At 69.8% G+C, this 24267-nt stretch carries 21 protein-coding genes; 11 read left to right on the top strand and 10 right to left on the bottom strand.

The annotated features are described in order from the left end of the window. The first annotated feature begins 412 nt into the window (after positions 1 to 412). The 4 genes from rpsF (at position 413) to rplI (ending at position 2068) form a co-directional block, all read left to right on the top strand. Positions 413 to 703: a 30S ribosomal protein S6 gene (gene rpsF / locus KBX46_RS07065; RefSeq protein WP_036391391.1), complete on the top strand. Its 291-nt coding sequence runs from the start codon at positions 413 to 415 to the stop codon at positions 701 to 703. Between the two features lie 80 nt (positions 704 to 783). Next, positions 784 to 1326 (top strand): single-stranded DNA-binding protein, encoded by a 543-nt coding sequence (locus KBX46_RS07060; RefSeq protein ID WP_172862133.1) that lies wholly within the window; start codon positions 784 to 786, stop codon positions 1324 to 1326. Then, positions 1326 to 1607, top strand: a complete 282-nt coding sequence (gene rpsR, locus KBX46_RS07055; RefSeq protein ID WP_051723758.1) for a 30S ribosomal protein S18 — start codon at positions 1326 to 1328, stop codon at positions 1605 to 1607. The genes KBX46_RS07060 and rpsR overlap by 1 nt, the downstream gene beginning before the upstream one ends. Positions 1608 to 1621: 14 nt before the next feature. Beyond that, the gene (gene rplI / locus KBX46_RS07050; RefSeq protein WP_088950772.1) at positions 1622 to 2068 is read left to right on the top strand and encodes a 50S ribosomal protein L9; all 447 of its coding nucleotides are present in this window, start codon (positions 1622 to 1624) and stop codon (positions 2066 to 2068) included. 157 nt (positions 2069 to 2225) lie between these two features. On the opposite strand, the gene KBX46_RS07045 is transcribed toward rplI, so the two are convergent. Then, positions 2226 to 3758 carry a hypothetical protein gene (locus KBX46_RS07045; protein WP_210791741.1) on the bottom strand — a complete coding sequence of 511 codons (1533 nt, stop codon included), beginning with the start codon at positions 3756 to 3758 and terminating at the stop codon, positions 2226 to 2228. Positions 3759 to 4140: 382 nt separating this feature from the next. Here KBX46_RS07045 and KBX46_RS07040 point away from each other — a divergent pair, with 382 nt between their 5' ends. Continuing rightward, positions 4141 to 6837: a replicative DNA helicase gene (locus KBX46_RS07040; RefSeq protein WP_307871329.1), complete on the top strand. Its 2697-nt coding sequence runs from the start codon at positions 4141 to 4143 to the stop codon at positions 6835 to 6837. A gap of 23 nt (positions 6838 to 6860) precedes the next feature. Here KBX46_RS07040 and KBX46_RS07035 read toward each other — a convergent pair whose 3' ends face one another. The 5 genes from KBX46_RS07035 to KBX46_RS07015 form a co-directional block, all read right to left on the bottom strand. Continuing rightward, a complete protein-coding gene (locus KBX46_RS07035; protein ID WP_210791737.1) occupies positions 6861 to 7538 on the bottom strand; it encodes a maleylpyruvate isomerase N-terminal domain-containing protein in 678 nt (225 codons plus the stop codon). Between the two features lie 107 nt (positions 7539 to 7645). Beyond that, positions 7646 to 8017 carry a zf-TFIIB domain-containing protein gene (locus KBX46_RS07030; RefSeq protein ID WP_088950768.1) on the bottom strand — a complete coding sequence of 124 codons (372 nt, stop codon included), beginning with the start codon at positions 8015 to 8017 and terminating at the stop codon, positions 7646 to 7648. 22 nt (positions 8018 to 8039) lie between these two features. Next, positions 8040 to 8672: a phosphoribosyltransferase gene (locus tag KBX46_RS07025; protein WP_210791735.1), complete on the bottom strand. Its 633-nt coding sequence runs from the start codon at positions 8670 to 8672 to the stop codon at positions 8040 to 8042. A 41-nt stretch (positions 8673 to 8713) separates the two neighbouring features. After that, entirely contained in the window at positions 8714 to 10057 is a 1344-nt protein-coding gene (locus tag KBX46_RS07020) for a glycosyltransferase family 87 protein (RefSeq protein WP_210791734.1), read from the bottom strand. Between the two features lie 49 nt (positions 10058 to 10106). After that, on the bottom strand, positions 10107 to 12632 hold the full coding sequence (locus KBX46_RS07015) for a bifunctional diguanylate cyclase/phosphodiesterase (protein WP_210791731.1): 2526 nt from the start codon (positions 12630 to 12632) through the stop codon (positions 10107 to 10109). Between the two features lie 697 nt (positions 12633 to 13329). Here KBX46_RS07015 and KBX46_RS07010 point away from each other — a divergent pair. The 5 genes from KBX46_RS07010 (at position 13330) to KBX46_RS06990 (ending at position 19407) form a co-directional block, all read left to right on the top strand. Then, positions 13330 to 16416 carry a BTAD domain-containing putative transcriptional regulator gene (locus KBX46_RS07010; protein WP_210791730.1) on the top strand — a complete coding sequence of 1029 codons (3087 nt, stop codon included), beginning with the start codon at positions 13330 to 13332 and terminating at the stop codon, positions 16414 to 16416. A gap of 275 nt (positions 16417 to 16691) precedes the next feature. After that, entirely contained in the window at positions 16692 to 17183 is a 492-nt protein-coding gene (moaC, locus tag KBX46_RS07005; protein WP_141911911.1) for a cyclic pyranopterin monophosphate synthase MoaC, read from the top strand. Continuing rightward, positions 17180 to 17650 carry a molybdenum cofactor biosynthesis protein B gene (locus KBX46_RS07000; RefSeq protein ID WP_088952101.1) on the top strand — a complete coding sequence of 157 codons (471 nt, stop codon included), beginning with the start codon at positions 17180 to 17182 and terminating at the stop codon, positions 17648 to 17650. Before moaC ends, KBX46_RS07000 begins: the two co-directional genes overlap by 4 nt. A 75-nt stretch (positions 17651 to 17725) precedes the next feature. Then, positions 17726 to 18982, top strand: coding sequence for a molybdopterin molybdotransferase MoeA (locus tag KBX46_RS06995; RefSeq protein WP_210791728.1), 1257 nt, complete (start codon positions 17726 to 17728; stop codon positions 18980 to 18982). Then, positions 18979 to 19407: a molybdenum cofactor biosynthesis protein MoaE gene (locus KBX46_RS06990; protein ID WP_210791726.1), complete on the top strand. Its 429-nt coding sequence runs from the start codon at positions 18979 to 18981 to the stop codon at positions 19405 to 19407. The genes KBX46_RS06995 and KBX46_RS06990 overlap by 4 nt, the downstream gene beginning before the upstream one ends. A 4-nt stretch (positions 19408 to 19411) precedes the next feature. Here the strand turns inward: KBX46_RS06990 and KBX46_RS06985 are convergent, their stop codons facing one another. Then, the gene (locus KBX46_RS06985) at positions 19412 to 20857 is read right to left on the bottom strand and encodes a glycosyltransferase 87 family protein (protein ID WP_210791724.1); all 1446 of its coding nucleotides are present in this window, start codon (positions 20855 to 20857) and stop codon (positions 19412 to 19414) included. Positions 20858 to 21071: 214 nt separating this feature from the next. After that, positions 21072 to 21617, bottom strand: coding sequence for a DoxX family protein (locus KBX46_RS06980; protein ID WP_088950759.1), 546 nt, complete (start codon positions 21615 to 21617; stop codon positions 21072 to 21074). A gap of 133 nt (positions 21618 to 21750) precedes the next feature. On the opposite strand from KBX46_RS06980, the gene KBX46_RS06975 reads away from it, so the two are divergent. Further along, positions 21751 to 22299, top strand: coding sequence for a GNAT family N-acetyltransferase (locus tag KBX46_RS06975; protein ID WP_088950758.1), 549 nt, complete (start codon positions 21751 to 21753; stop codon positions 22297 to 22299). 21 nt (positions 22300 to 22320) lie between these two features. On the opposite strand, the gene KBX46_RS06970 is transcribed toward KBX46_RS06975, so the two are convergent. Together KBX46_RS06970 and KBX46_RS33095 are read right to left on the bottom strand one after the other, a co-directional pair. Continuing rightward, positions 22321 to 23562 carry an ATP-binding protein gene (locus tag KBX46_RS06970; RefSeq protein ID WP_210791717.1) on the bottom strand — a complete coding sequence of 414 codons (1242 nt, stop codon included), beginning with the start codon at positions 23560 to 23562 and terminating at the stop codon, positions 22321 to 22323. Positions 23563 to 23699: 137 nt separating this feature from the next. After that, entirely contained in the window at positions 23700 to 24149 is a 450-nt protein-coding gene (locus KBX46_RS33095; RefSeq protein WP_099856845.1) for a hypothetical protein, read from the bottom strand. Positions 24150 to 24267 lie beyond the last annotated feature (118 nt).

Raw genomic sequence — 24267 nt, 5'->3', positions numbered from 1 at the left:
CACAGCGATCGCCCACCGATGAAGAATCTCGGCAATTTGTGCTTTTTCCTCCAACAAGGTACGAGTGCCGTTGTATCGTCAGGTAACAACACGATAAAGCTCCGCGGGGCGTCTTCGGTCCAACCTCATCGGTGTGGTCGTTCCTCCCCAGGTCCCACCCAAGGAATGCGGACCAGACGCCCCGCGGCCTCGTAGACGGGGGTCCACCATCGGCCGGATGACGGTCGAATGGGGGCCCCCGTCATCCTGTCCGGGCGCCGACCCGACCACCCCGGGCATGATCGTTCGGACCGGGTATCCTGGTCAGGTTGTCCGCGTCCGGTCGGGTTCCCTCGGCACGTGCGGGCAGCGACACAAGACCTCCTGCCACGGAAGGACCGTGGCCGCTTAGCCCACAGGAGGTGAGCACGTCTTGCGTCACTACGAACTAATGGTCATCCTCGACTCCAGCCTCGAGGAGCGCACCGTCGCACCGTCGCTCGACACGTACCTGAACGTGATTCGGACCGCGGGTGGCTCGGTTGAGAAGACCGACGTGTGGGGCCGCCGGCGCCTCGCGTACGAGATCAACAAAAAGGCCGAAGGCATCTACGCCGTCATCGACCTGCAGGCCACGCCTGCTGCGGTGGCCGAGCTGGACCGTCAGCTCCGGCTCAACGAGTCCGTGCTGCGCACCAAGGTCATCCGACCGGAAATGCGCTAGAGCATCCAACCCCGGTTCGTCCGGATCAGCCTCCGCGACTCTGTCGTACGGCTCTGCGAGCCTGTACGACGAGACGCTGAGTGCGCGAGGAGATGGTCATGGCAGGAGACACCACCATCACGGTCATCGGCAATCTGACCGATGACCCCGAGTTGCGGTTCACCCCCTCCGGGGCTGCGGTCGCCAAGTTCCGAGTCGCTTCGACGCCCCGTTTCATGGACAAGGCGTCGAACGAGTGGAAGGACGGCGAGCCGCTGTTCCTCGCATGCACCGTCTGGCGGCAGGCCGCCGAGCACGTCGCCGAGTCGCTGCAGCGTGGCGCTCGGGTGATCGTGTCGGGCCGGCTGCGTCAGCGGTCGTACGAGACCCGCGAGGGTGAGAAGCGCACTGTCATCGAGCTTGAGGTCGACGAGATCGGCCCGTCGCTGCGCTACGCCACGGCGAAGGTGCAGAAGATGTCCCGCTCCGGCGGCGGTGGCGGCGGCTTCGGTGGCGGCGGTGGCGGTGGCAACCAGGGTGGCGGCGGAGGCAACTTCGACGACCCTTGGGCTTCGGCTGCTCCCTCTCCCTCTCCCGCGCGTGCCGGTTCGGGCACCAATTTTGACGAGGAGCCACCGTTCTAATGGCGCCTAGCGCTCGCGATCGCAAACCAGGAGCACGTGCAACGGCCAAGGCTGCGGCACTGCGCAAGCCCAAGAAGAAGGTGAACCCGCTCGACAAGGACGGGATCGCCTACATCGATTACAAGGACACCGCGCTGCTGCGCAAGTTCATCTCCGATCGCGGCAAGATCCGCGCTCGTCGGGTGACCGGCGTGACCTCGCAGCAGCAGCGGCAGATCGCCCGTGCGGTCAAGAACGCCCGTGAGATGGCGCTCCTGCCGTACACGGCCACCACCCGCTGAGAGGAGGCACCGATATGAAGATCATCCTGACTCAGGAAGTGTCCGGCCTCGGTGCCCCGGGCGACATCGTCGAGGTTAAGGACGGCTTCGGCCGTAACTACCTGCTGCCGCAGGGCTTCGCGATCGCCTGGACCAAGGGCGCGGAAAAGCAGGTCACGGTCATCAAGCGGGCCCGTGGGGCCCGCGAGATCCGCGACCTCGACCACGCCAACGAGGTCAAGGCTCAGCTCGAGGGTCTCAAGGTCAACATGAAGGTCCGCGCCGGCGACGGCGGACGGCTCTTCGGCTCGGTCACTCCGGCCGAGATCGTCGACGCCGTCAAGGCGGCCAGCGGCCCGGTCCTCGACCGGCGTCGGCTGGAGGTGCCCGGTCACATCAAGTCGACCGGCACCTACCCGGTGAAGATCAAGCTGCACCCCGAGGTGACCGCGTCGTTCAACCTGAACGTCGTTCAGGGCTGACGTCCGCAACACCACCACGAAGGCCCGCACCGAGCGATCGGTGCGGGCCTTCGTGCGTACGTCATCTGAGCCCGACCAGGCCCCGGTCGGTGCCCCCTGACCTGCCGGGCAGGTCAGGCGGACGCCCGGTCGGTGCCGCCCTCCCTCGCAGGGCAGGTCACCCGATCGGCTGGCCGGTCACCGCGCTGATCAACACCGTGGAGAGGCCGCCACCCACCACCGCCGCGGCGAGCGCGATGGTCGCCGAGCGCCACGTCGTACCCACCCGACGCAGCAGCGCTGCCACCACCAGACTGCTCACCAGCGCCAGACCGAAGCGCGGCGAGCCCGCGAGCAGCGACTCCAACGCGCGCGACCGGGCCGACTCGCAGCCACCCCCGCTGATGTCCGTCACACAACCAGCCGGCGCCTGGCTGTCCAACGTCAACAACCAACCGAAGATCAGCATCGCCGGCACCAGATAACAAGCCGCAGTGAGCAGCAATGGCCGGAAGGGCCCGCCCGGATCAGGGTCGAGCAGATCGTCCTCCAGGCGCCGCGAGAAGGCACCGCTGGCCGCCGACTCGACCCGCTGACGCACCGACGCCGCCCCGACCGCAGGCCGGTCCGGCCGACGCCGTGGCGCTCCGCCACGCGGCACCGGCGCACTGCGCGGTCGCGGAGCGGTGTAACCCACCACCGGCGACCTGGGCGCCGACGTCGCCGGATCCATCCACCGGGGGTCGTCATCGGCCAGCCGCGTGCCGGGCCAGAACCCGTCGTCCCGTGCCGGCCAACCCTCCGCAGCCACGGACCGGTCCGAGCGCGGCGGCAGCGTACGGTCCCACTGGTCGTCCTCGATCGCGGACCGCTCCCACTGGCCGGTGCGGTCGGACCGCTCCCAGCCACCGACGCTCTCCACGGCCGACCACTGCCCGCTCAGATCCGTCCCGTCCGCCCCGGCGGCCGGCGGCCACGCGTGCACGCCGGAGGCATCCCAGGGATCCACAGCGGGCGGGTACGACGGCTCGGGCTCAGCCACCCGGTCGGACCCGCGCACCCACGGGTCGGCCGCCGGACGGGACCAGGACTCCTCGGCCGCACGGCGGCTACGCCGGGTGGGGCGGCTCACGTCCGGTTCAGGCGCGGGCTCGCTCGGGGCGGACTCCAGATCCCCGCCCGACCAGATCACCTGAGGACGGCCAGCGGGGGCGCGGCGGGGGCGACGGTCCTGGATCGCACCGGAGACCGGCTCGTCCTCCCCGGCGTCGGCACGTCGACGGCCGGCGTACCCCTGGTCCTGCGGGCGGTCGAGCGTCCACTCCCGAGTGTGGTCGGAGTCCGGGCCGGCACCGATCGCCGCCTGTTCGCGCCAACCCGCCTCGCTGCGCCGACCGCGGCCGCTCGGCGCCTCGGCAGAGCGTCGGCCAGGACCGGAGGTGGGCCGCTCGCGTTCGTCCTCGTCCGGTGCCGCGTGACGCCCGCCGCCGTCAGCGTGCCGGACACCCGACTCCAACGCCCACCGGGGCAGGTAGGCGTCGACGGGCTCGTCCTGGCCCCGGTCCAGTGCACGCCGCCGACTGGAGGTGCGGTATCGCCCATCCTCGTCGTACGGGTCGACCGGAACGGACGCCGCGCGTTCACCCCACGAGGCGGTCGGCTGGCGCTCGCGCGGGCTGCCATCCCCGCGTCCCCAGTCCCGGTAACTCACGGCCGGAGTGTGACCCTTCTGAACCGAAAGCGGAATCCGCTGTCCAGGTGTAGCCGTTCGCTGGAGATAGTACGGGACGATCGTGTCACAGGCCCGACCGAAATATCTTCCTCCACAGGCTGGGGAGCACGTTTCCGCAGGTCAACGAGTTATGGCGAAGAATTCCCCAACAGTTTTCCACAGGCTGTGCACACGCCGCGCACATGCTGTCCCCCGGCATCCACAGGTTGTCCCAAGGCTCGTCCACCGGCGTTGTTGAGTCTCTGACCTCGGGGTCCGTATGGTTGGCCCTCGACCGCCGGCGCGATGGCCCCCGATCGACCGGCCCGGTCGGACGGAAGTGTCGCACCCCAGCGGTAGAGCTGGAATCAGATCCGGCGCAGTGGAGGGGGGACCCGTGTCGGTCACCGACGACATGCGGGCAGAGTCACGCTCCGGCGGAGGCCAGCCACCTGCGCCGCGGGACGGCCATTTCGACAAGACTCCGCCCCAGGACGTTGCCGCCGAGCAGTGCGTCCTCGGCGGCATGCTGCTCTCCAAGGACGCCATCGCCGACGTCGTCGAGATCCTCAAGACCAACGACTTCTACCGGCCGGTGCACGCCACCATCTTCGACATCATCCTGGACATCTACGGCCGGGGTGAGCCGGCCGACTCGATCACCGTCGCGGCGGCGCTCGCCGACTCCGGCGATCTCGTCCGCATCGGTGGCGCGCCCTACCTGCACACCCTCATCGCCAGCGTGCCCACCGCCGCGAACGCGGCCTACTACGCGCGGATCGTCAGCGAACGGGCGGTGCTGCGCCGCCTGGTCGAGGCCGGCACCAAGATCGTGCAGTTGGGCTACGGCACCGCCAGCGGCGGCAGCCGCGACGTGGACGACGTCGTGGACCTCGCCCAGCAGGCCGTCTATGACGTCACCGAACGCCGGGTCAGCGAGGACTTCGCGATCCTGGCCGACATGTTGCAGCCCACGCTGGACGAGATCGAGGCGGTGGGGGCGACCGGCGGCATGATGACCGGCGTGCCGACCGGCTTCAGCGACCTGGATCGACTGCTCAACGGCCTGCACGCCGGCCAATTGATCATCGTGGCAGGCAGGCCGGGTTTGGGCAAATCGACCGCTAGTATGGACTTTGCCCGAAATGCCGCGATTCGCGCCAACCAGGCCGCCGCGATCTTCTCGCTGGAAATGAGCAAGGTCGAGATCGTCATGCGACTGCTCTCCGCCGAGGCGCGGGTGCCGCTGCACGTGTTGCGCAGCGGGCAGCTCTCCGACGACGACTGGACCAAGCTGGCCCGATGCATGGGTGAGATCAGCGAGGCGCCGCTCTTCGTCGACGACACGCCGAGCATGAACCTGATGGAGATCCGCGCCAAGGCTCGACGGCTCAAGCAGCGGCACGACCTCAAGATGATCGTGGTCGACTATCTCCAGCTGATGACGTCGCCGAAGCGCACCGAGAGCCGCCAGCAGGAGGTTGCGGACCTGTCCCGTGGCCTGAAGCTGTTGGCCAAGGAGGTCGAGTGCCCGGTCATCGCGGTCAGTCAGCTGAATCGTGGCCCCGAGCAGCGCACGGACAAGCGACCTCAGCTGTCCGATTTGCGGGAGTCTGGCTGCCTCACGGCCGAGACCCGAGTGGTTCGAGCGGATGACAATACGGAGATCACGCTCGGTGAACTGTTATCCAACAACGCTAGGGACATCCCGGTCTGGGCGTTGGACGAGAGCCTTCGCTACACGCCCCGCACCATGACCCACGTCTTCCCAAGCGGCACCCGCGAGGTGTTCCGGCTGACCCTCGCATCAGGCAAGCAGATCGACGCCACGGCGAACCATCCCTTCCTCGCGTTCACTGGATGGGTGCCGCTCGGTGAGCTGTCGCCCGGAGATCGCATCGCCACGCCACGTCACCTACCTCCGCCAATGGCCACCCGCCCGTGGGCCGACGCGGAGGTCGTGATGTTGGCGCACCTGTTGGGCGACGGATCCTTCGTGCGGCGCCAACCCATCCGATACGCGAGCTGTGATGAGCTGAACCTTCAGGCCGTGTCGGAAGCGGCGAAGCACTTTGGGATCTCTGCTGTCCGTGACGACTACGCAGCCGCGAGGGTGACGACCCTTCGGCTGCCTGCGCCCTATCGGCTGGCACGCGGCCGGCGAAACCCCATCGCGGCTTGGCTGGACGACTTGGGTCTCTTCGGCCTGAAATCACACGAGAAGTTCCTTCCGTCGACCATTTTCAGCCTGCCCAAGGAGCAGATCACCACCTTCCTGCAGCACCTGTGGGCCACGGACGGCTCAGTGACCGTGAACAGCTCGGGTCGCGGGGGGCGTGTCTATTTCGCATCCACTAGTCGACGCCTACTTGAGGACATCTCTCGGCTGCTCCTGAGGTACGGGATTACGGCGCGGCTGAGGGTTGTACCAGTCGTGGGGCACCGCCCTCAGTACACGCTCGACATCTCCGGGCGTGACGACCAGTTGAGGTTCCTGCGCGAGATCGGCGTCTACGGGCAGCGGTCGGAGGGCTGCGCTGCTCTGCTTACCGCGTTGGAGTCGACGGAGAGCAACACCAACGTCGACACTGTGCCGCGAGAGGTGTGGACCAGAGTCAAGGAGATTCTGGTGGAGCAGGGCATGACTCACCGTGAGTTCGCGAAGGCCATCGGCACCCAGTTCTGCGGCAGCACCCTCTGGAAGCATGCGCCCAGCCGCTCCCGGCTGGCGGCGATCGCCACCGTCCTCGACGCGGCCGACCTGGACCTGCACGCGACCAACGACATCTTCTGGGACTCGATCGTCACTATCGAGTCGATCGGTGAGCAGGAGGTGTTCGACGCGACCGTCTTGGGGACGCACAACTTCATCGCCAATGGCATTGCGACCCACAACTCGATCGAGCAGGACGCCGACGTTGTGATCCTGCTGCACCGTGACGACTACTACGACAAGGAGTCGCCGCGAGCCGGCGAGGCGGATTTCATTGTTGCCAAGCATCGAAATGGACCAACCGACACCGTGACGGTGGCAGCGCAGCTGCACCTGTCCCGTTTCGTGGACATGGCCATCGGCTGACCGGTGCGACGACCCGCCGTCGGTCAGCCGAGCAGCGGAAACCAGCCCGCCGACTCGCCCAACTCCAGCCGGTCCCGTTCGGTGAGGGGCACGCGCCCGGTGGCCTTCAGCAGGAAGTCGTGGTCGTCCCAGGCGGTGGGGCGGACGGTGTCGTCACTGAGCAAACCGTCCATGGTCGCCACCGCGACTCGTACCGCCAGTGGGCCGGGCGGGGGCGCGCCGGGCAGGTCCACGGTCAGGTCCAGGTGATGCACGACGGCCTCGGTGGTCAGGGTCGCGAGGAAATCCGGTACGCGCAGCACGTGCCCCTGCGTGGTCACGTACCCCTCGGGGTCGGCTGACGCCGCAGCGCGGACCGCCGCCGGGGCGGTCTCCTGCCAGAGCCGGACGATCCCGGTGGGACGGTCGAAGGCGGCGGCCGATCGGCGGACCCACCAGGCGTGCCGGGTGGCGTTGTCATCACCGCCGGGAAAGTCGCGCCAGTAGCTCACGTCGTCGACGTCGGCGGGGCCGTCGACGGGGCTGGCCAGTGCGACCAGTGCCCGTTGGGCGTCGCCGAGCACGTGCAGCAGCAGGTCGGCGATGAGCCAACCCTGGCAGCGGGTGGTTCGTTGCAGGCCGGCGTCGTCCAGGCCGTCGACGGCAGCGGTGATCCCGTCGTACGCCTGGGCCAGCGCCTCGTCCCGTCGGATCACGGTCATGCGAATCACCCTGGCATGGACGATCGCGCCCCGCCAACCATCGATGGGGTGGGCGGTGTGCCCGGGCCGACACGTCGATCGACCCGGGCGGAATGTCGGCTCTGGGCTCAGCCGAACATGTCGTCGAGGAAGCCCTTGCGCTTCTTCTGCCGGTAGTGCCCGTGGTAGCCGTGGTGCTGTTGCTGCTGGTGGCCGTACGCCGGCTGCGGCGGATAGCCGTGGGCGGGCGGGGGCGGCGGGACCGCACCGTAACCGGGCGGGGGCGGCGGGGGCGGGTAGCCGGCCGGCTGCTGGGCAGGCTGCGGCGGCGCACCGGCGCTCTGTTGGCGGCTCCAGTTGGCCTCCGCCTCGAACAGCTTCTCCAGCTCGCCGCGGTCCAGGAAGATGCCTCGGCATTCCCCGCACTGGTCGATGACGACGCCGCTGCGCTCGTATTGGCGCATTTCTCCGTGACACTTGGGACAGGTGAGACTACTCATCGCCCGACGGTACCTGGTGGACCTAGGCAGTTGCTGTGAGCGCCTCGGTGACTTCCTCGTCGGACACCTCGTGGAAGTCGTCGTAGTAGACGCTCACCGCGCCGAAATCCGCTGGGCGTTGGGCGCAGATGACCTGGTCTGCCTCGGCGGCGAGTAGTTCGTAGGCTTCCTGCGCGCCGACCGGGACCGCGACCACGACGCGGTGTGCCCCGAGTTGGCGGACGACCTCCACGGCGGCGCGGGCGGTCGCGCCGGTGGCCAGGCCGTCGTCGACGATCACCGCGGTATGCCCGGTGAGGTCCAATTGCGCGCGACCGCCCCGGTAGAGGCGTTCCCGGCGTTCGAGTTCGGCTTGTTCTCGACGGCTGACCTCGGCGATGTCGTCGCTGCTGAGTCGGCTGGCGACCGCGTCGTTGAGCACCTGGACGCCTCCCGGCCCGAGCGCGCCGAAGGCGACCTCCCGGGCCCACGGCATGCCGAGCTTGCGGACGACCAGCACGTCCAGTGGTGCGCCGAGTCGTTCGGCGACGACCCGGGCGACGGGCACGCCGCCGCGGACGAGGCCGAGGACGACGACGTCGGGTTCGCCGATGAGCGCGGTGAGCCGGTCGGAGAGCACCCGGCCGGCGTCGGCCCGGTCGCGGTACGTCGTCATGTCTTCAGGTCTACGCCCTGACGCGACGTTCCACCCGCCAGTTACGCGGAAGTGGCCCGACCGGGCAGGTGGTCGGGGACCGGGGTCGGCGGTGTGTCGACCGGGCGGTGCAGGGCAGGTGCCCAGGTGAGCAGGGCGAGCGGGTAGAGCAGGTAGCCGAAGCGGGTCGAGGGCATCAGGGCGATGGCGACGAGCAGCCCGTACCCGCAGATGAGCGCGGCGGCGACGGCGGTGCGGGGCGGGCGGCGGGCGAGTCTGACGGCGATGGCCACTCCCGCCGCGACCAGCAGTGCGGCGGCGATCAGCCGGCCGGCGGGCAGTGCGGTGGCGATCAGGTAGCCGGGGAACGGGGACTGTGCGGGGCTGGTGACCAGGCCGTGGCCGAGGGGGAAGCGCAGCACGTTCTCGGTCAGCGCGTCCCGGTCGACCAGCATGGCGGGCAGGAGTGCGGCGACGGGCAGGCCGATCGCGCCGGCGGCGACCCGGGTGCCGGCGCGCCGGGTCAGACCCCAGACGATCAGGACCAGGGCGATCGGCCAGGCGAACAGCTTCAGTGCGCCGGCCAGGCCGACCGCGAGGCCGGCCCGGCCGGGTCGGTCGGTGGCGGCGAGTGCGAGGGCCAGCAGGCAGAGCGCGAGTACGGGCAGGTCGTCGCCGCCGGTGGCGAGGGTGAGGGCGCAGATCGGCAGTACGGTGGCGGCCTGCACGCCGCGCAGCAACGCGGCGTCCCGGCGGTGGCGCGTGTCGACCTGGTGGGTGGCGGTCGGTGTTCTGCGCAGGGCGGCCACGGCCAGGGCGAGCGCGAGTGCGGTGCCCACCGCGAACCAGACCCGGGAGTCGGTCCACCAGGTGTCGGCCAGGGCTCTGGGCAGGCCGAACATCGCCATGCCGGGCTGGTATGGGGTGTAGCCCATGAGTTGTTCGCCGGGTGGCAGGGCGGCTATCGCGTCGGGCCCGAGGTACGGGGTGCCGTGCTCCAGGAGGCGGGTGCCGGCCTGTTCCACGACCAGCACCTCCTCCTGGGCCCGGTCGGTGCGTCCGCCGGCCCGGTCGATGCTCTGCCAGAGCAGGGGCAGCAGTGCGGTGCCCGCCCAGGCGAGATCGGTGACCGCCCAGCGGGCCGGCAGCCCGACCAGGGGTGAGGTCGGTGAGCGCCGACGCAGCAGGAGTTGGACGAGCGCCACCAGCGTCGCGGCCAGGTATCCGACGGCGGCGACGGCGCCCCACGCCCGGTGCGGCAGCAGGGTCGACGTGACCGCGGTGATCGCGGCGAAGGCGGCCGAGGCGGCGTAGAGGCCCAGGTCGAGGGCGAGTCCGCCGCCAGCGGCGTCGAGCGTTCGCCAGTGCCAGCGACGGCGGCGGGCGGTCGGGTCGTCGGCGATCACGGCGCCAGTCTGGCAGACCGGTCTGCGTCGGCACCTGGCCGATGCTGGGTCAGGCGGGCAGGTGCGGGAGGCGGTCGGGGCGGGAACGGCCGGCCTGGCGGCGGTTCTGGCTCAGCCGGATCACCGCGCCGGCGTCGTGCAGTGGCGCGGCCAGGGTGCCGGGTCGGCCGCCCGAACCGCGCTGCATCGCCGCGAGCAGGGTGCCGGCCGGCATCGGCCGGGCGAACAGGTGGCCCTGGCCGGCGACGCAGCCCAACTCCCACAGGGCCCGCCGCTGCGGTTCGCTCTCCACGCCCTCGGCTACGACGTCCAGGTTGAGGCTGCGGCCCAGGTCGAGGGTGGAGCGGATGACGGCGGCGGCCTCCGCCGAGCTTTCCATCGTCGTCACGAAGCTCCGGTCGATCTTCAGCTCGTGCACGGGGATGCGGGAGAGCAGCGAGAGTGACGAGTAGCCGGTGCCGAAGTCGTCCAGCGCCAGCCGGACACCCTCGTCGCGGAGCCGGCTGAGCACCCGGTCGACGACGTCGAGCTGGCTGAGGGTCAGCGTCTCGGTCAGCTCCAGCACCAGCCGGTCCGGCGGCAGGTCGTGGGCGCGCAGGCGGGCCAGCACCGAGCCTGGGAACCGCGCGTCGAGCAGGCTGCGCGGGGACACGTTGACCGCGACGGGGACGTCGAAGCCGGCGTCGCGCCAGTTGGCCGCCGCGATCAGCGCCTGGTCGAGGATCGCCTCGGCGAAGGCCGGCAGCAGGCCCGAACGCTCCACGGCCTCCAGGAAACGCAGCGGGTCGATCATGCCGTGGGTGGGGTGGTGCCAGCGGGCCAGCGCCTCGGCACTGGTCACCTCGCCGGTGCCCAGGTCGACGATCGGTTGGAAGTTGACGACGAACTCGTGGTCGGCGACCGCCCGGGGCAGGTCGCCACCGAGGGTGAGGCGGCCAAGGTCGGCGGTGTCCCGGGTCGGTGCGTACGTGGCGATCCGCTGCCCGGCCCGCTTGGCCTGGTACATGGCGACGTCGGCGCGGCGCAGCAGTTCGGCCATGCCACCGCTGGACGGGGCGACGGAGATTCCGCCGCTGGCCTCGACGCTGATCCGCATGCCGTCCAGCTCGAACGGCTCGTGCAGGGCGGCGAGCAGGGACTCGGCCCGGTGTGCAGCGACCGCCGGGGCCGGCAGACCTCGCAGGAGTACGGCGAACTCGTCGCCGCCGAGGCGGGCCACCAGGTCACTCGCCTGGGTCGCACCGCGCAACCGGTCGGCGACCTGCACCAGCACCTGGTCGCCGGCGGCGTGCCCCAGCGTGTCGTTGACCTCCTTGAAGTGGTTGAGGTCGATCAGCACCAGCGCGGTCACCCCGTCGGCGTGGCGGGCGCTCAGCTGCTCGGTGCCCTCGTCGAGGAGGTGCCGGCGGTTGGCCAGGCCGGTCAGCGCGTCGTGCGCGGCGGCGTACGCGTGTTCGTCGGCCACCCGGGCCAGTTCGGCGTACGCCTGGGCGTTGCGAACGGCGGTGCAGAGCGCGGAGGCGAAGGTGCGCAGCGTGTACTGCTCCCGCTCGGAGAGCTGCACCGGACCGCGGAAACGCAGTCGAAGTATGCCGATGTCGACGGTGCGGTCGTGTCCTTCCAGCGGTGTGGGGACGATGGTGCCGTCCACCTCGGCGGGCGTGCCGATCGGGCCGTCGAAGGTGATGCCGCCGGTGCCACCGCGGACGGTGCGGCCGCCGAGGCGCAGCTCGATCTCGACCTCGTCGGCGGAGAACAACTCGGCGGCCTGGGTGACGGCGGTGGTGAGGACGGTGTCCAGGTCGACCACGTTGAGCGCGTCGGTGGTGCGGGCGAGCCGCTGCCACGCCTGCTGTTCGGTCCTGGAACGGATTCTCGTGGAGTAGCCCAGGTGCAGGCTGAGAACCAGGGGCGGAATGGCCAACAGGAGCTTGAAGTTCGCGTCGAGGATCAGCAGCGTGCAGACCGCCACGACGAACCGTACGGCGAAGCCGGCGAGTCGGAGGTCGAGGTTGGTCCGGAACTGCTTCGCGATCTTGGTGCCGGATGCCAGCGCGATGACCGGGATGGCCAGCAGGTCGTCCAGCAGTGCCGCAACCAGGTATGAGGCAGCTACCGGCACGATCAGTGCGACGGTGTTCTCGGGTGGCCAGGTCCAGGTCGTCATTGCCAGCGTGATGCCGGCACCCCAGGCCACGATGACGTTCTTGCCCACACTGAAGGCCATCTTGATCGGCGGCAGCCGGAGCGAGGCGAAGGTGATGCCCACTGCGGTGCAGAGGACCACCGACTGGGCCGGAGCGATGGCGAGGCCAATGATGATCGCGGCCTCGGTCCAACTGATCGAGTGGGTGGTGGACCGGATTCGCACCCTTGCTTTGACGAGAGTTCCCAGGGCGATTGCGACGGTGAGTACGACGAGCACCGCGATGTCGGTCGGCGTGGCGGTCACCGCCGAGCGCGCTGCGACCGGTAGTGAAGTGGCCGTGATGAGGATTGCTACAACGACGACGAGACCGACGAGCAGCCGTAGCCGCTGATCGGTCTCAATCTCTCGTCGCTGAGGAAGGGTCATGCCACTCCCGAAGGACTGCCTCTGCCGTGCTCGTAGCCTACCGTCCGGGGCTCGTGCACGTCCCCACTCGAGGGGTCAGTTCCACTCGCTGCCGCGCATCGCGTTGCCCCCTTCTCGCTGAGCCAATTCGAGGACCTACCCAAAGTGGAGGTCTTCCTTGGAATGGCAGCTTAAGAGAAGGATCGGCAGGTTAGAAGAATTAAATGTCGGTATGCGCAACATTAGCCAAGTTGGAGGTTTTTTGTGACGTTCTGTCCATCGCTGCTGAACGGAGTGCGGTCGAACTGGCCCGATGCTGGATTCGTGGGACAGCTGCCAACTGCAGACGGTATCGGACGAGGTAATGGTCGCGTTATTCGCTAGGTCTGCGGCACCCCAGGAGTTGCCTCATCCGGAGTTTGGAGAGGCATCAACGCGGCAGGGGCAGAGTTGACGCGTTCGAGGTGTCAGGCTGACGGGGTAAAGGCGTCAGTCTTCGAGTGGCTCGAGGGCCACGACGCGGAACCGCTGGTGCCGATGCAACTTGCTGCCGACATGGTGCGCTGCGGATAGGGCAATCAAGCGACCCTCCTCACGGTAATCCTGAGGTCACCAACAGCCATCCCCCTTCGCCTCGTGAGCAGTGCGTCACCGAAGAGGGTCGTAGACTTCGCTGCGTGATCGACTGAATACCTGGCACGGCTGGAACAGGGGACCGGTGGAGATTCAGGTTCTGGGCGGTCTTTCGGTGCAACTGTCTACCCGCATGCTGCGCCTCGGTACGCCCAAACAGCAGGCAATCTTCGCGATGCTCGCAGTGCAGCCCGGTCGGCTGGTGACACTGGATGACCTCGTAGATGAGTTATGGGTCGATTGCCCACCGCGATCAGCCGTGGCTAATGTGCGGACCTATGCGGCCAATCTGCGCCGGACTTTCGAGGCTCTCCCTGACAGTCAGGCGTCGATCGCGCGACATCGGAACGGCTATCGACTCGACGTACGCCCAGAAGTGATTGACCTCTTCTGCTTCGAGGTGGAGCGGGGCACTGGTCGGGAGGCGCTGGCAGCCGGCCATCTGGATCGAGCTCGGGAGCAGTTGGGGCGAGCTGTGGCCCGTTGGAAGGGTCCAATGCTCGCCGGCATTCCGCTCGGACCCGTACTAACCGCTCGAACCGTCACCGCCGAAGAGGATCGGTTGTTGACCGTAGAGCTTCTTGCCGACGTCCAGTTGCGATCGGGCCGGGACGACCTGGCGATTCCGCTCCTGCGTGGCGTGGTGGCCCGCCACCCTTTCCGTGAGCCGGCCTACCTCCTGCTCATGCGGGCTCTGTTTGAGCGCGGCGACAACGCGGAGGCGCTGACGGCGTACGACGAGATCCGCACGAAGCTGGTCACCGAGTTGGGTGTAGGACCCGGAAGCAACCTCCAAGAGTTGCGCCGCTCGATCGTCGCGGCGGTGTCGCGCCCGGGCCCGGCGCGCGCCGTCGCCTTCAGAGGAGGGATCGGCGTGGGGCGCTCGCCAGCGGTCGCGGCTGATGTGGGGGCTGTTACGCCGTCCGAACAATCCGGTCAGATCACCCCGGTCGATCACCTCCCTCGGGCGGTCACCGATTTTGTCGGACGGGAGGATGTGGTGTCGCGACTGCTGGCGGAGACCCGGAGGGTTGAGGCACGGGTGCCGGCGGTGCACATCATCGATGGCATGGCGGGCAGTGGCAAGACAGCCCTCGCTGTGCACCTGGCCCGCCAGTTGTCCGACCGATACCCGGACGCCGCGTTGTTCATCGACCTGTGCGGGCATGGCGAGAAGCACCGGGTGGAGCCGGCGAGTGCCCTGGTCACCCTGCTCCGACAGCTTGGCGTGCCGGCCGACCGCGTTCCGGTGGAGTTCGACGACAGAGTGGAATTGTGGCGACACGAACTGGGCCGGCGGAGGTCGGCCGTGGTTCTGGACAACGCCGCGAGCAGCGAACAGATAATGCCCCTGCTGCCGACCGAGCCGACCACCGTCGTGCTGGTGACCTCGCGACGACGTCTGTTCCACCCGGATGTCGGAACGTCTCGGACGCTTCCGCTCCTGAACCCACAGGAGAGCATGGATCTTCTGAGTCTGAGCGTTGGCCGGGACCGGGTCGAGGCCGAGCCGGCGGCGGCCGCCGAGGTGGTTCGGCGGTGTGGTCACCTTCCCCTGGCGATCCGGCTCGCCGGTGCCAGACTGGCGCATCGGCGCGGCTGGCGGTTGGCGGACCTTGTCGAACAGTTGGCCGGCGATCCTTTGGTGCTGCACCACCTGGCTCAGGAAGAGAGCACTGTCACCGGTGCCTTCGCCGCCTCCTACGAGCCTCTCCCGGGTTCGACCAAGCGTGTCTTCCGATTCCTGGGCCTGTATCCCGGTAATCGCTTCAGCCCGCCGGTGGTCGCCGCCCTGACCGGCCTGACCTTGGCGGACGCTCATGCGGCGCTCGATGAACTCGTCGACCGGAACCTGGTGGAGGACCTGGACTCAATGCGGTATCGGCTGCATGACCTCATGCGCCAGTACTCCATCGAACTCTGCTCCCACGCCGATTCCTCCGACGATCGCCGACGCGGACTGGCTCGACTGTTCGACTTCACGCTGGAGGCGGTTCTGAGGGTCGCCGATCTGCTGGAGCCGGGCGTCATCAGATCCCAGGTGACGCACATGCCGTCCGGACAGCTCGAGCTCGTCGAGGCCGTCGGAGAGCCGACCGCTGACTGGGTGGAGGCCGAGCGGACGGACCTGGTGACGATGGTGGTGTCGGCGCACGAGTCGGGGTTCTACCGGCACTGCTGGCAATTGGCCCGTGCCCTCTGGCGATTCTGCTACATCCGCGGGTACTTCGAGGACATCATTCTGACCCACCGTGTTGGGCTGCAGGCGGCGGAGGCTGCCGGGGACGCTGATGCACTGGCACTGATGAACAACTACCTGGCCTCCGCCTACGTTCGTACCGGGAACAAGCGGGGGGCGCTTGACCACCTGACACGTTCGGTCGACCTTTCCCGCAACTCGCGGGACGTACTGAACGCCGCCCGGTACCGCGCGAACCTCGCCGCTGTCTATTGGTGGAGCGGCCACCTGTCCGAGTCGGTGGAGCTCGGCCTCGAGTGTCTGCGGGACAATGTCTATGGGAGTACCGGCGGCTCCATCCTGCTGCCGAATCTTGGCTTGGCGCTGACGGCCCTGGGGCGCTACGAGGAAGCGTTGCGGATGCACCGCCTGCACCTGGCGTGGGCTCGGACGAACTCCGACGACTTTCACACGCTGAACGCACTCAGCCACATCGGCGCAGTGCGTGTTCGCATGGGCGATCGTCCACAGGCAATCCGGATCCTGATGGCTTCACTGGCGCTGCGGGAGCGCAGCGGCCACCGGTACGCCGAGGCCGAGGTGCGCAACGATCTCGGGATCGCCTACCGCGGTCTGGGCCGTCTCAGCGAGGCCCAGCAGGAGCACGAAACAGCCCGGGAGCTGTCGATCGGGTCGGGGGAACGACACGTCGAGGCGGCTGCGCTGAACGAACTCGGCCGCACCCTGCTGGCGCAGGGACAAGGTGGCGAGGCATTCGAGAGGCACCAGGAGGCGTTGCGGTTGGCGACTCGGATCGCGCACCCGTATGAGCAGGGACGCGCTCTGGCCGGGCTGGCCGAACACTTCTCCCGCACGGACCCGGCCGAGTCCCGGCGGCACTGGGAGCGGGCGTTGGCGATCTTCCGGCGGATGGGCGTGCCGGAGCGCATCGAGGCCGAGCGCCGCCTCGCCGAGTTGGTTGACCAACCCTGATCGTAGAGCGCTGGCCAGCCTGAACGCCGTTTATCGATTTCTTATCGCCGCGCCCGGTAGCTTCTCGGCCGTATCGACGAACGGGGGAGGTTCTGCCCCTGGGCAGAACCGGGTCGTCGACACGTACCCGCTGCCAGGTCCCCCCAGCGACCTCGGCGGCGGGTCGGCGAGGAAGGAGCGGCGTCCGACCGGTGCGCCGTCAGCACCCGGCGCGGCGGTCAGCGCGACGCCGCTCCTTCCGAACGCCGTCGTACCGCACCGATAGGCTCACGACCGTGACCGAACCCGCACAGCTCAGCCACGTCGATCGTGCTGGCGCGGCCCGCATGGTCGATGTCTCCGCCAAGGCGGTGACGGGCCGGCTGGCCGTGGCCGCCGGCCGTCTGCGGACCACACCCGAGGTCATCGACCTGCTGCATCGTGACGGGTTGCCCAAGGGTGACGCGTTGGCGGTCGGTCGGCTGGCCGGGATCATGGGGGCGAAACGCACTCCCGATCTGATCCCGCTGTGCCACCCGATCGCCCTGCACGGCGTCACCGTCGACCTGCAGTTGACCGCCGACACCGTGGAGATCACGGCCACCGCCCGCACGGCGGACCGCACGGGGGTGGAGATGGAGGCGCTGACGGCGGTTGCCGTCGCCGGCCTCGCTCTGATCGACATGGTCAAGGCGGTCGACCCGGCGGCCTCGGTGGAGGCAGTCCGGGTGCTGCGCAAGGAAGGCGGCAAGACCGGCGAGTGGGTCCGGCCGGAGGACCGGCCGTGATCCGGGCGCGGGTGATCGTCGCGTCCAACCGGGCCGCGGCCGGTGTCTACGCCGACACCAGCGGTCCACTGCTCGTCGCCGGCCTGCGCGAGCTGGGGTGCGAGGTCGACGAGCCGGTGGTGGTGCCCGACGGTGAGCCGGTTGGTGCCGCCTTGCAGGCCGCCCGCGCCGACGGTGTCGACGTGGTGGTGACCAGTGGTGGCACCGGGGTGACCCCGTCGGATCGCACACCGGATGTGACCCGGGGTCTACTCGACTACGAGATCCCCGGCATCGCCGAGGCGATCCGTGCGCACAGCCGTGACCGGGTGCCCACGTCGGTGTTGTCCCGGGGTCTGGCCGGGGTGGCTGGTCGGATGCTCGTGGTCAACCTGCCCGGCTCGACCGGCGGCGCCCGGGACGGCCTGGCCGTGCTCGGGCCGATCCTCGGGCACACCGTCGACCAGTTGCGCGGCGGCGACCACTGAGGTTCGCGGCTGCGCCCACCGACCGGTCCACGCCAGGCCCCGACGGGTGTCGGTCCGTGCCGATAGGCTCGGTCGGTGAGCACGGAAACCGCACCCACCGCGGATCGGGTCGTCGCACCTCCACCAGCCGGCTGGGAGGAAGCGCGGTCGCGGGTCTACGCGGTCGGTCTGGCCGCCGCGCTGCCCGCCGTCGCCCGACCGTTGGCCGACATCGACGGGTCCACCCTTGCTGAGCCGTTGACCACCCGCACCGACCTGCCCGCCTTCCCGACCTCCAGCGTGGACGGCTGGGCGGTGCGCGGCACCGGCCCGTGGCGGGTCGTCGGCCGGGTGCTGGCGGGCAGCACCCCCGCGCCGCTCACCGAGGACGGCACGACCGTCGAGATCGCTACCGGTGCCATGGTGCCCGAGGGTGCCAGCGCCGTGCTGCGCGTGGAGGAGTCCACGACCGTCGACGGTCTGGTCAGCGGCACTCCCCGGGAGACGCCCGAGTGGCGGCAACCCGGCGAGGAGGCGTACGCCGATGAGGAGCTGTTGCCGGTCGGCACGCCGGTCGACCCGGCGGTGATCGGCCTGGCGGCCTCCTGTGGGCACGACACACTGCGGGTCCGACGAGCGCCGCGCGCCGCGCTGCTCGTCTTCGGTGACGAGCTGTTGACCGCCGGCCCGCCGGCAGCCGGTCGTGTCCGGGACGCGCTGGGCCCGGCGGTGCCCGGGTGGCTGCGGCGGTACGGCTGCCAGATCCGCCCGTCCGACGTGGTCGGCCCGGTGGCCGACACGCTGCCCGCGCACGTGGCGGCCCTGCGCTCGGCGTTGGCCGGCGCCGACCTGGTGTGCACCACCGGGGGCACGATGAACGGCCCGGTCGACCACCTGCACCCGACCCTGGAGGCGCTGGGCGCCGACTACGTGGTCAACACGGTCGCGGTCCGGCCGGGTTTCCCGATGCTCCTGGCCCGGCTGGCCGGGCACGACGGGCGGATCCGCTTCGTGGCGGGGCTGCCGGGCAACCCGCAGTCCGCCATCGTCGCGCTGGTGTCGCTGGTGGCGCCGCTGCTCGCCGGTCTGCAGGGCCGTTCGATGCCGGTGTTGCCGCAGGTCACCCTGGCCGAGGCGGTGCCCGGTCGCGGTGACCACACCCACCTGGCGCTGGTCCGACTGGACCGGGCCGCCGGCACCGCGACTCCGGTGCGACACGTCGGTTCGGCAATGCTGCGTGGCCTGGCCGGCGCGGACGGGTTCGCTGTCATCAGGCCCGGCACCAGCGGCGAGCCGGGTGACCGGGTGCCCATCGTGCCACTGCCGTTGCTTCCTGGGGAGCGTGTTTCATGACCGCACCGGCGATCACCTTCGGCGAGGTCACCGACCAGCCGCTCGACCTGGCCACCCACGAGGCGGCGGTCTCCGACCGTCGGGCCGGAGCCGTGGTCTCCTTCCAGGGCGTGGTCCGCGACCACGACCATGGGCGTCAGGTCACGAGCCTGGAGTACGAGGGGCACCCGAGCGCCGCGCAGGTGCTGCGCGAGGTGGCCGCCGAGATCGCTGCGGAGCCCGACGTCTACGCGGTGGCGGTCTCGCACCGGGTCGGCCCGCTGGCGATCGGTGACGTGGCGCTGGTCGCCGCGGTGAGCACCGCCCACCGGGCGGCGGCCTTCGCGGCCTGCGCCCGGCTGGTCGACGAGGTCAAGGCGCGCCTGCCCATCTGGAAGCGGCAGGTCTTCACCGATGGCACCGAGGAATGGGTCAACTGCCCCTGACCGTTCAGCGGCGGCCGTTTGCCAGCACGGCCCTGGTGATCCGTTCGCCGTAGAACGCCGGCTCCGCACCGGGCCGCCAGGGCAGCGCGGCGACGAGCACGATCAGCGCGACCGCGAGCGAGTTTTCCATCAGCGCTCCGAAGAGACCGTCCTGGTAGTGCGACATCTCCGGTAGCTGGTGCTCGTACGGCCAGATTGGGGAGATCAGGAAGAGCAGATAGAGCCCGATCGCGGCGACCCCGTGACGGAGCCCGGTCAGAGTGGGATACCAGATCGGTGGGCGGAGCCCGTTGACCCCGGGCAGCCCGCCGAACACCGTCCCCTGGCCGGTGCGCTGTGGCATCCCCCGACTGGCCTCCCGGCGGCGCACGGCGGCGTCGGCCAGCACGATGATCGCCGGGATCACCCAGACCAGGTGGTGGGTCCAGGAGATCGGGCTGATCACGTTCGCGGTCAGGCCGACCAGCGTGAACGCGGTCAGCTCGTCACCGTCGGCACGGGAACTCGCCGCCCGGGACAGGCCCAGCGCCAGGATCAGCACCGAGAAGGCGAACCAGAGCAGCCCGGGGGTTTCGATCGAGTCGTACAGCCGGGCGAGCAGACCGGCGAGGGACTGGTTGGGTGTCATGTCCGCCGCGCCGACCCGTTCGGTCTGCCAGAGCACACTGCCGAAGTACGCCCGCGACTCGTCGCCGACGATCGCGAAGCTCGCCACCGTCACGCCGATCGTGGTGCCGATGGCGGTGGCTGCCACCCGCCACTGGCGGGTGATCAGCAGGTAGGCGATGAACAGTGCCGGGGTGAGCTTGACCGCGGTGGCCAAGCCGATGCCCGCGCCAGCCCAGGCGCCGCCGTAGAGGAAGCGCAGCAGGGGACCGTCGGTCGCGGCGTAGTGGGTGCCCCGGCGGGAGCGCCAGCGCAGGCCGATCAGGTCCGCCATGATCAACGCGAACAGCAGGATGTTGACCTGGCCGTAGCCGAGGGTCTCCCGGGCCGGCTCGATGGCGACCGCGAGCGGCACCGCCAGGGCCACGACGAACCACAGTGGCCACGCCAGCCGATCCACGATGGGGCGGAGCAACCCGGCCAGCACCAGCGCCAACGCGGCGATGCTGGCGGCGGCGTTGACCATGCCGGCAATGCCGATCGGGAGCTGCGCCATCGGCAGCATGACCAGACCGGCGAAGGGCGGGTAGGTGAAACCGAGTGTGGTTCCGGGCGCGATGAACTCATAGAGCTCATGACCGCTCGCCCACCACACCACGGCACCGTGATAGATCTTCATGTCGAAGAAGTTGTACGGCCGCCCGAAGGTGCCGATGGCAAGCCATGCGGCGTAGGCGACGGCGGCCACGATGGCACCCCGTACGACGTTCCTGCGATCGATCCCACGCGTCACGCGTTGGATTGGGGCGAGGCGGTCCGCCCGTCTACCGACAGCCGTCGGCATGGCGTGGCCACCCCCATACCAAGGTCGTCCTACCCGTCCAGGTCCTGCACGGAGCCTAGAACGGCGCCTCACGTCAGTGCCTCCCGCGTTATGCGACCGTGTCCGATCCCACACATGTTTTTGACATTTCCACCGCGTTAACGCCTACCGGGTGGTTCAGGTAATTCGCGGCCTTAGCGGGGGTGGGGGTGGCACGGAGACGGATCGACGCAGGTCAGCCGGGGAGGCGACGTGCGGTGGAGGCGGATCGGACGGCGATCCGGGCCTCGCGCCGGGCCGTACGGACGGCGCGCTGCATGGAACGTCGAGAATGGCCGATGCGGTGGCCGGTGCGCCAACGCAGACCCGGCTTGCCCTCGGTGTCGGCCGCGGCCAGCAGCAGACCCCCGAGGAGACCGAGGTTCTTCAGGAAGTGGACCTTGTTCGTGTCACGGGTGACCGGGTCGTCGTCGTTCCAGAAGGGATGCCCGGCGATGGTCGTCGGCACAATCGTGCCGGCGAGGACCAGTGCGGCGGGCCGGGTGAGCCGTCCGGTGGCGAGCATCAGCCCGGCGCCGAGCTGCACCGCCGAGTTGAGCCGGATCAGCTGCACGGTGTCGGTGGGGATGCGGGGGTTCAACTTCTGCAGTGTCGGGGCAACCCGGTCGGTCACTGGCGCGGCCTTCTTGGCCAGCCGCTCCGGGGAACGGAGGTTGCGGTAACCGCTGACCACGAAAATGCCGCTCAGCATGACTCGGGCGAGGGAGCGTACGGGCGTCATGGATCAGTCATACCCCTTCGCGACGTTTGCTACCCCGCCAACGGCCGGATCGGATCGGTGCTCGTACACGTGCGCCACGCCGATTCGAGCGACCGTCACGGATGGACCGGCTGCGGAGGGTAACGTCGCGCGGGTGACCACGCTGCGGCTACGCCCCGAGGACCCGGCCGACGCCGGCCCGGTACGCCGCGTGCTGGCCGCCGCCTTCGCCCGCCCCGACGTGGCAACACCGCCGGAGGTGATCCTGGTCAACGAGTTGCGCGGCACCCCCGCCTGGCTGCCGCAGCTGGCCATGGTCGCCGAGTACGGCGGCGAGGTCGTCGGGTACGCGCTGCTCACCCGGGTGCGTGTGCGGCCGGAGCGAGGCTCGGACGTGCCCGTGCTGGCCCTCGGCCCGGTGGCGGTCGCACCGCACCGGCAGCGCGTCGGGCACGGCACGGCGGTCGTGCAGGCCGCACTGGACGCCTCCACCGAGCTGGGCGAGCGGCTGGTCGTGGTCCTCGGTGACCCGGCCTTCTACCGCCGGTTCGGCTTCAGCCCGGCAACGGAGCTGGGCCTGACGGGCCCGTGGGCTGGTCTCGGTGAGCCCTGGCAGGCGTTGGTGCTGCCGCCGTCCACCAGCGAGGAGGGCCCCCCGCCCCGCGGCGAGGTGCTCTTTCCGACGCCCTGGTCGAAGGTCTGACCCCGTCGCCCCGGTCGGCGGTCAGGCCGGTTGGGTGCGCAGGTACCTGCCGAAGTGCGGCACCGTGAAGGCGACAGTGCCCCGCTCACCGGAGTAGATGAGCCCCTTCTTGATCAGCGCGTCCCGCGCCGGCGAGAGGCTGGCGGGCTTGCGACCGAGGGCCCGGGCGATCTCGGCGGTGGGCACTGCCGCATCCATGTCGTCGCGGACCACCGCCCCGGACTCGCCCTCGACCGCGGACATCATGGCCATCGCCCGCATGTACTCGCGTTCGGCGGGGGTGGCCCGTTCGAACCGGGAGCCGAAGAACCCGACCGCCAGCTCAGCCTCCGCCTCGGGCGCGGCGACCCGTACGTCGGCGGCGGTGATCGGCGAGCGCGGGGCGTGATCCCAGGTCGCCTTGCCGTACGCCTGGACGAAGTAGGGATAGCCGCCGGACTTCTCGTAGAGCAGGTCGAGTGCCTTCTGCTCGTACTCGACCTCCTCGCGCTCGGCGGGCGCACAGAGCGCCTGGTCGGCGGCGATCCGGTCGAGCCGGTCGATGCGCTGGTAGCGGAACAACCGTTCGGAGTAGGACTTGGCGGCGCTGAGCACCGCCGGCAGGTGCGGCAGTCCGGCGCCGACGACGATCAGCGGCGCGCCGAGCTGGGACAGCTCGTGACAGGCGGCGCAGAGCGCCGACACGTCCTCCGGGCCGAGATCCTGCATCTCGTCGATGAAGATGGCGATGCCGGTGCCCACGTCACTGGCCACCGCGGCGGCGTCGCTGAGCAACTCGACCAGGTCGATCTCGATGTCGCCGGAGTCGGCTCGGCCGCTGGCCGCCGGCACGTCGATGCCGGGTTGCCACCGGTCGCGCAGCTTCGGGGCGGCACCGGCCCGCCCGGTCGGGGCGGATCGTTGGGCGAAGGCCTTGAGGACGCCGAGGAACGCGTCGATCCGATCGGGCGCGCGGTGTCGGGGGGCGAGCTCCCGGACCGCCATGTGCAGCGCGGCGGCGACCGGGCGACGCAACGACTGGTCCGGACGTGCCTCGATCTTGCCGCTGCCCCAGAGGCGGTTGATCGCCTGCGACCGGAGCGTGTTGAGCAGGACCGTCTTGCCGACGCCACGCAGCCCGGTGAGCATCAGGCTGCGTTCGGGGCGTCCCCGTGCGATGCGTTCCAGCACGATGTCGAAGACGTCCAGCTCCCGCCCCCGCCCGGCGAGTTCGGGCGGGCGCTGGCCGGCGCCCGGCGCGTACGGGTTGCGGACCGGATCCACGCATCGGAGAGTATCGGGCCATCTAGCTGCGGGGCTAGACATGGATAGATGGGGCTACCGGCGTGTCGACACCGTCGAGACAAAACTAGGGCTGTCTAGCTTGGACGCTAGACAGCCCTAGTTTCGGCAATCGTGGGCTACCGCTTCTTCAGACAGAGCACGTAGTCGAACAGGTCGACCGAGTTGTCGTGCACGTAGTTCGCGGTCGCCTGCGGCGCGAGCGTCTCGCACCGGTCCCCGTCGGTGGTCGCCGGAATCCGCAGCAGCACCTGGTAGGTGTTCGGACCGCACGGCACCTTGCGCAGCTCCGCGTTTTCCTCGGTGCCCTCGTTCACCACGCAGTCGCCCCTGGCGAACTCCCGGTCCGGGGTCGGTGCCGCCGACGGCGGTGCGTCGCTGGGCAGGGCGGGTGGAAAGACCGGCGCGCTCGACGACGGCCTGGGCGCGACGTCGTCGCTGGCGTCGGCGATCTTCCAGACCGCCCAACCGGCCAGGCCGAGGCACGGGCAGAGCACGAGCAGCACCACCAGCGTGACGATGAGGGCGATCCTGCCGCCGGTCTTCTTCACCGGTGCGGCGGGCGGCATCCCGTAGCCGCCGGGAGGCGGTTGGCCCCACGGCGTGGGCTGCTGACCCGGCATCGGACCGGCGGGCGGGAACGGACCGGGCGGTGGATAGCCCGGGCCGGAGGTGGGTGGGGGCGCC

The sequence above is a fragment of the Micromonospora sp. C81 genome (assembly GCF_018070425.1).
GTDB lineage: Bacteria > Actinomycetota > Actinomycetes > Mycobacteriales > Micromonosporaceae > Micromonospora > Micromonospora zamorensis.
Note: the sequence above shows the minus strand (reverse complement) of the source record. Positions and strands in the feature narration are given on the sequence as shown.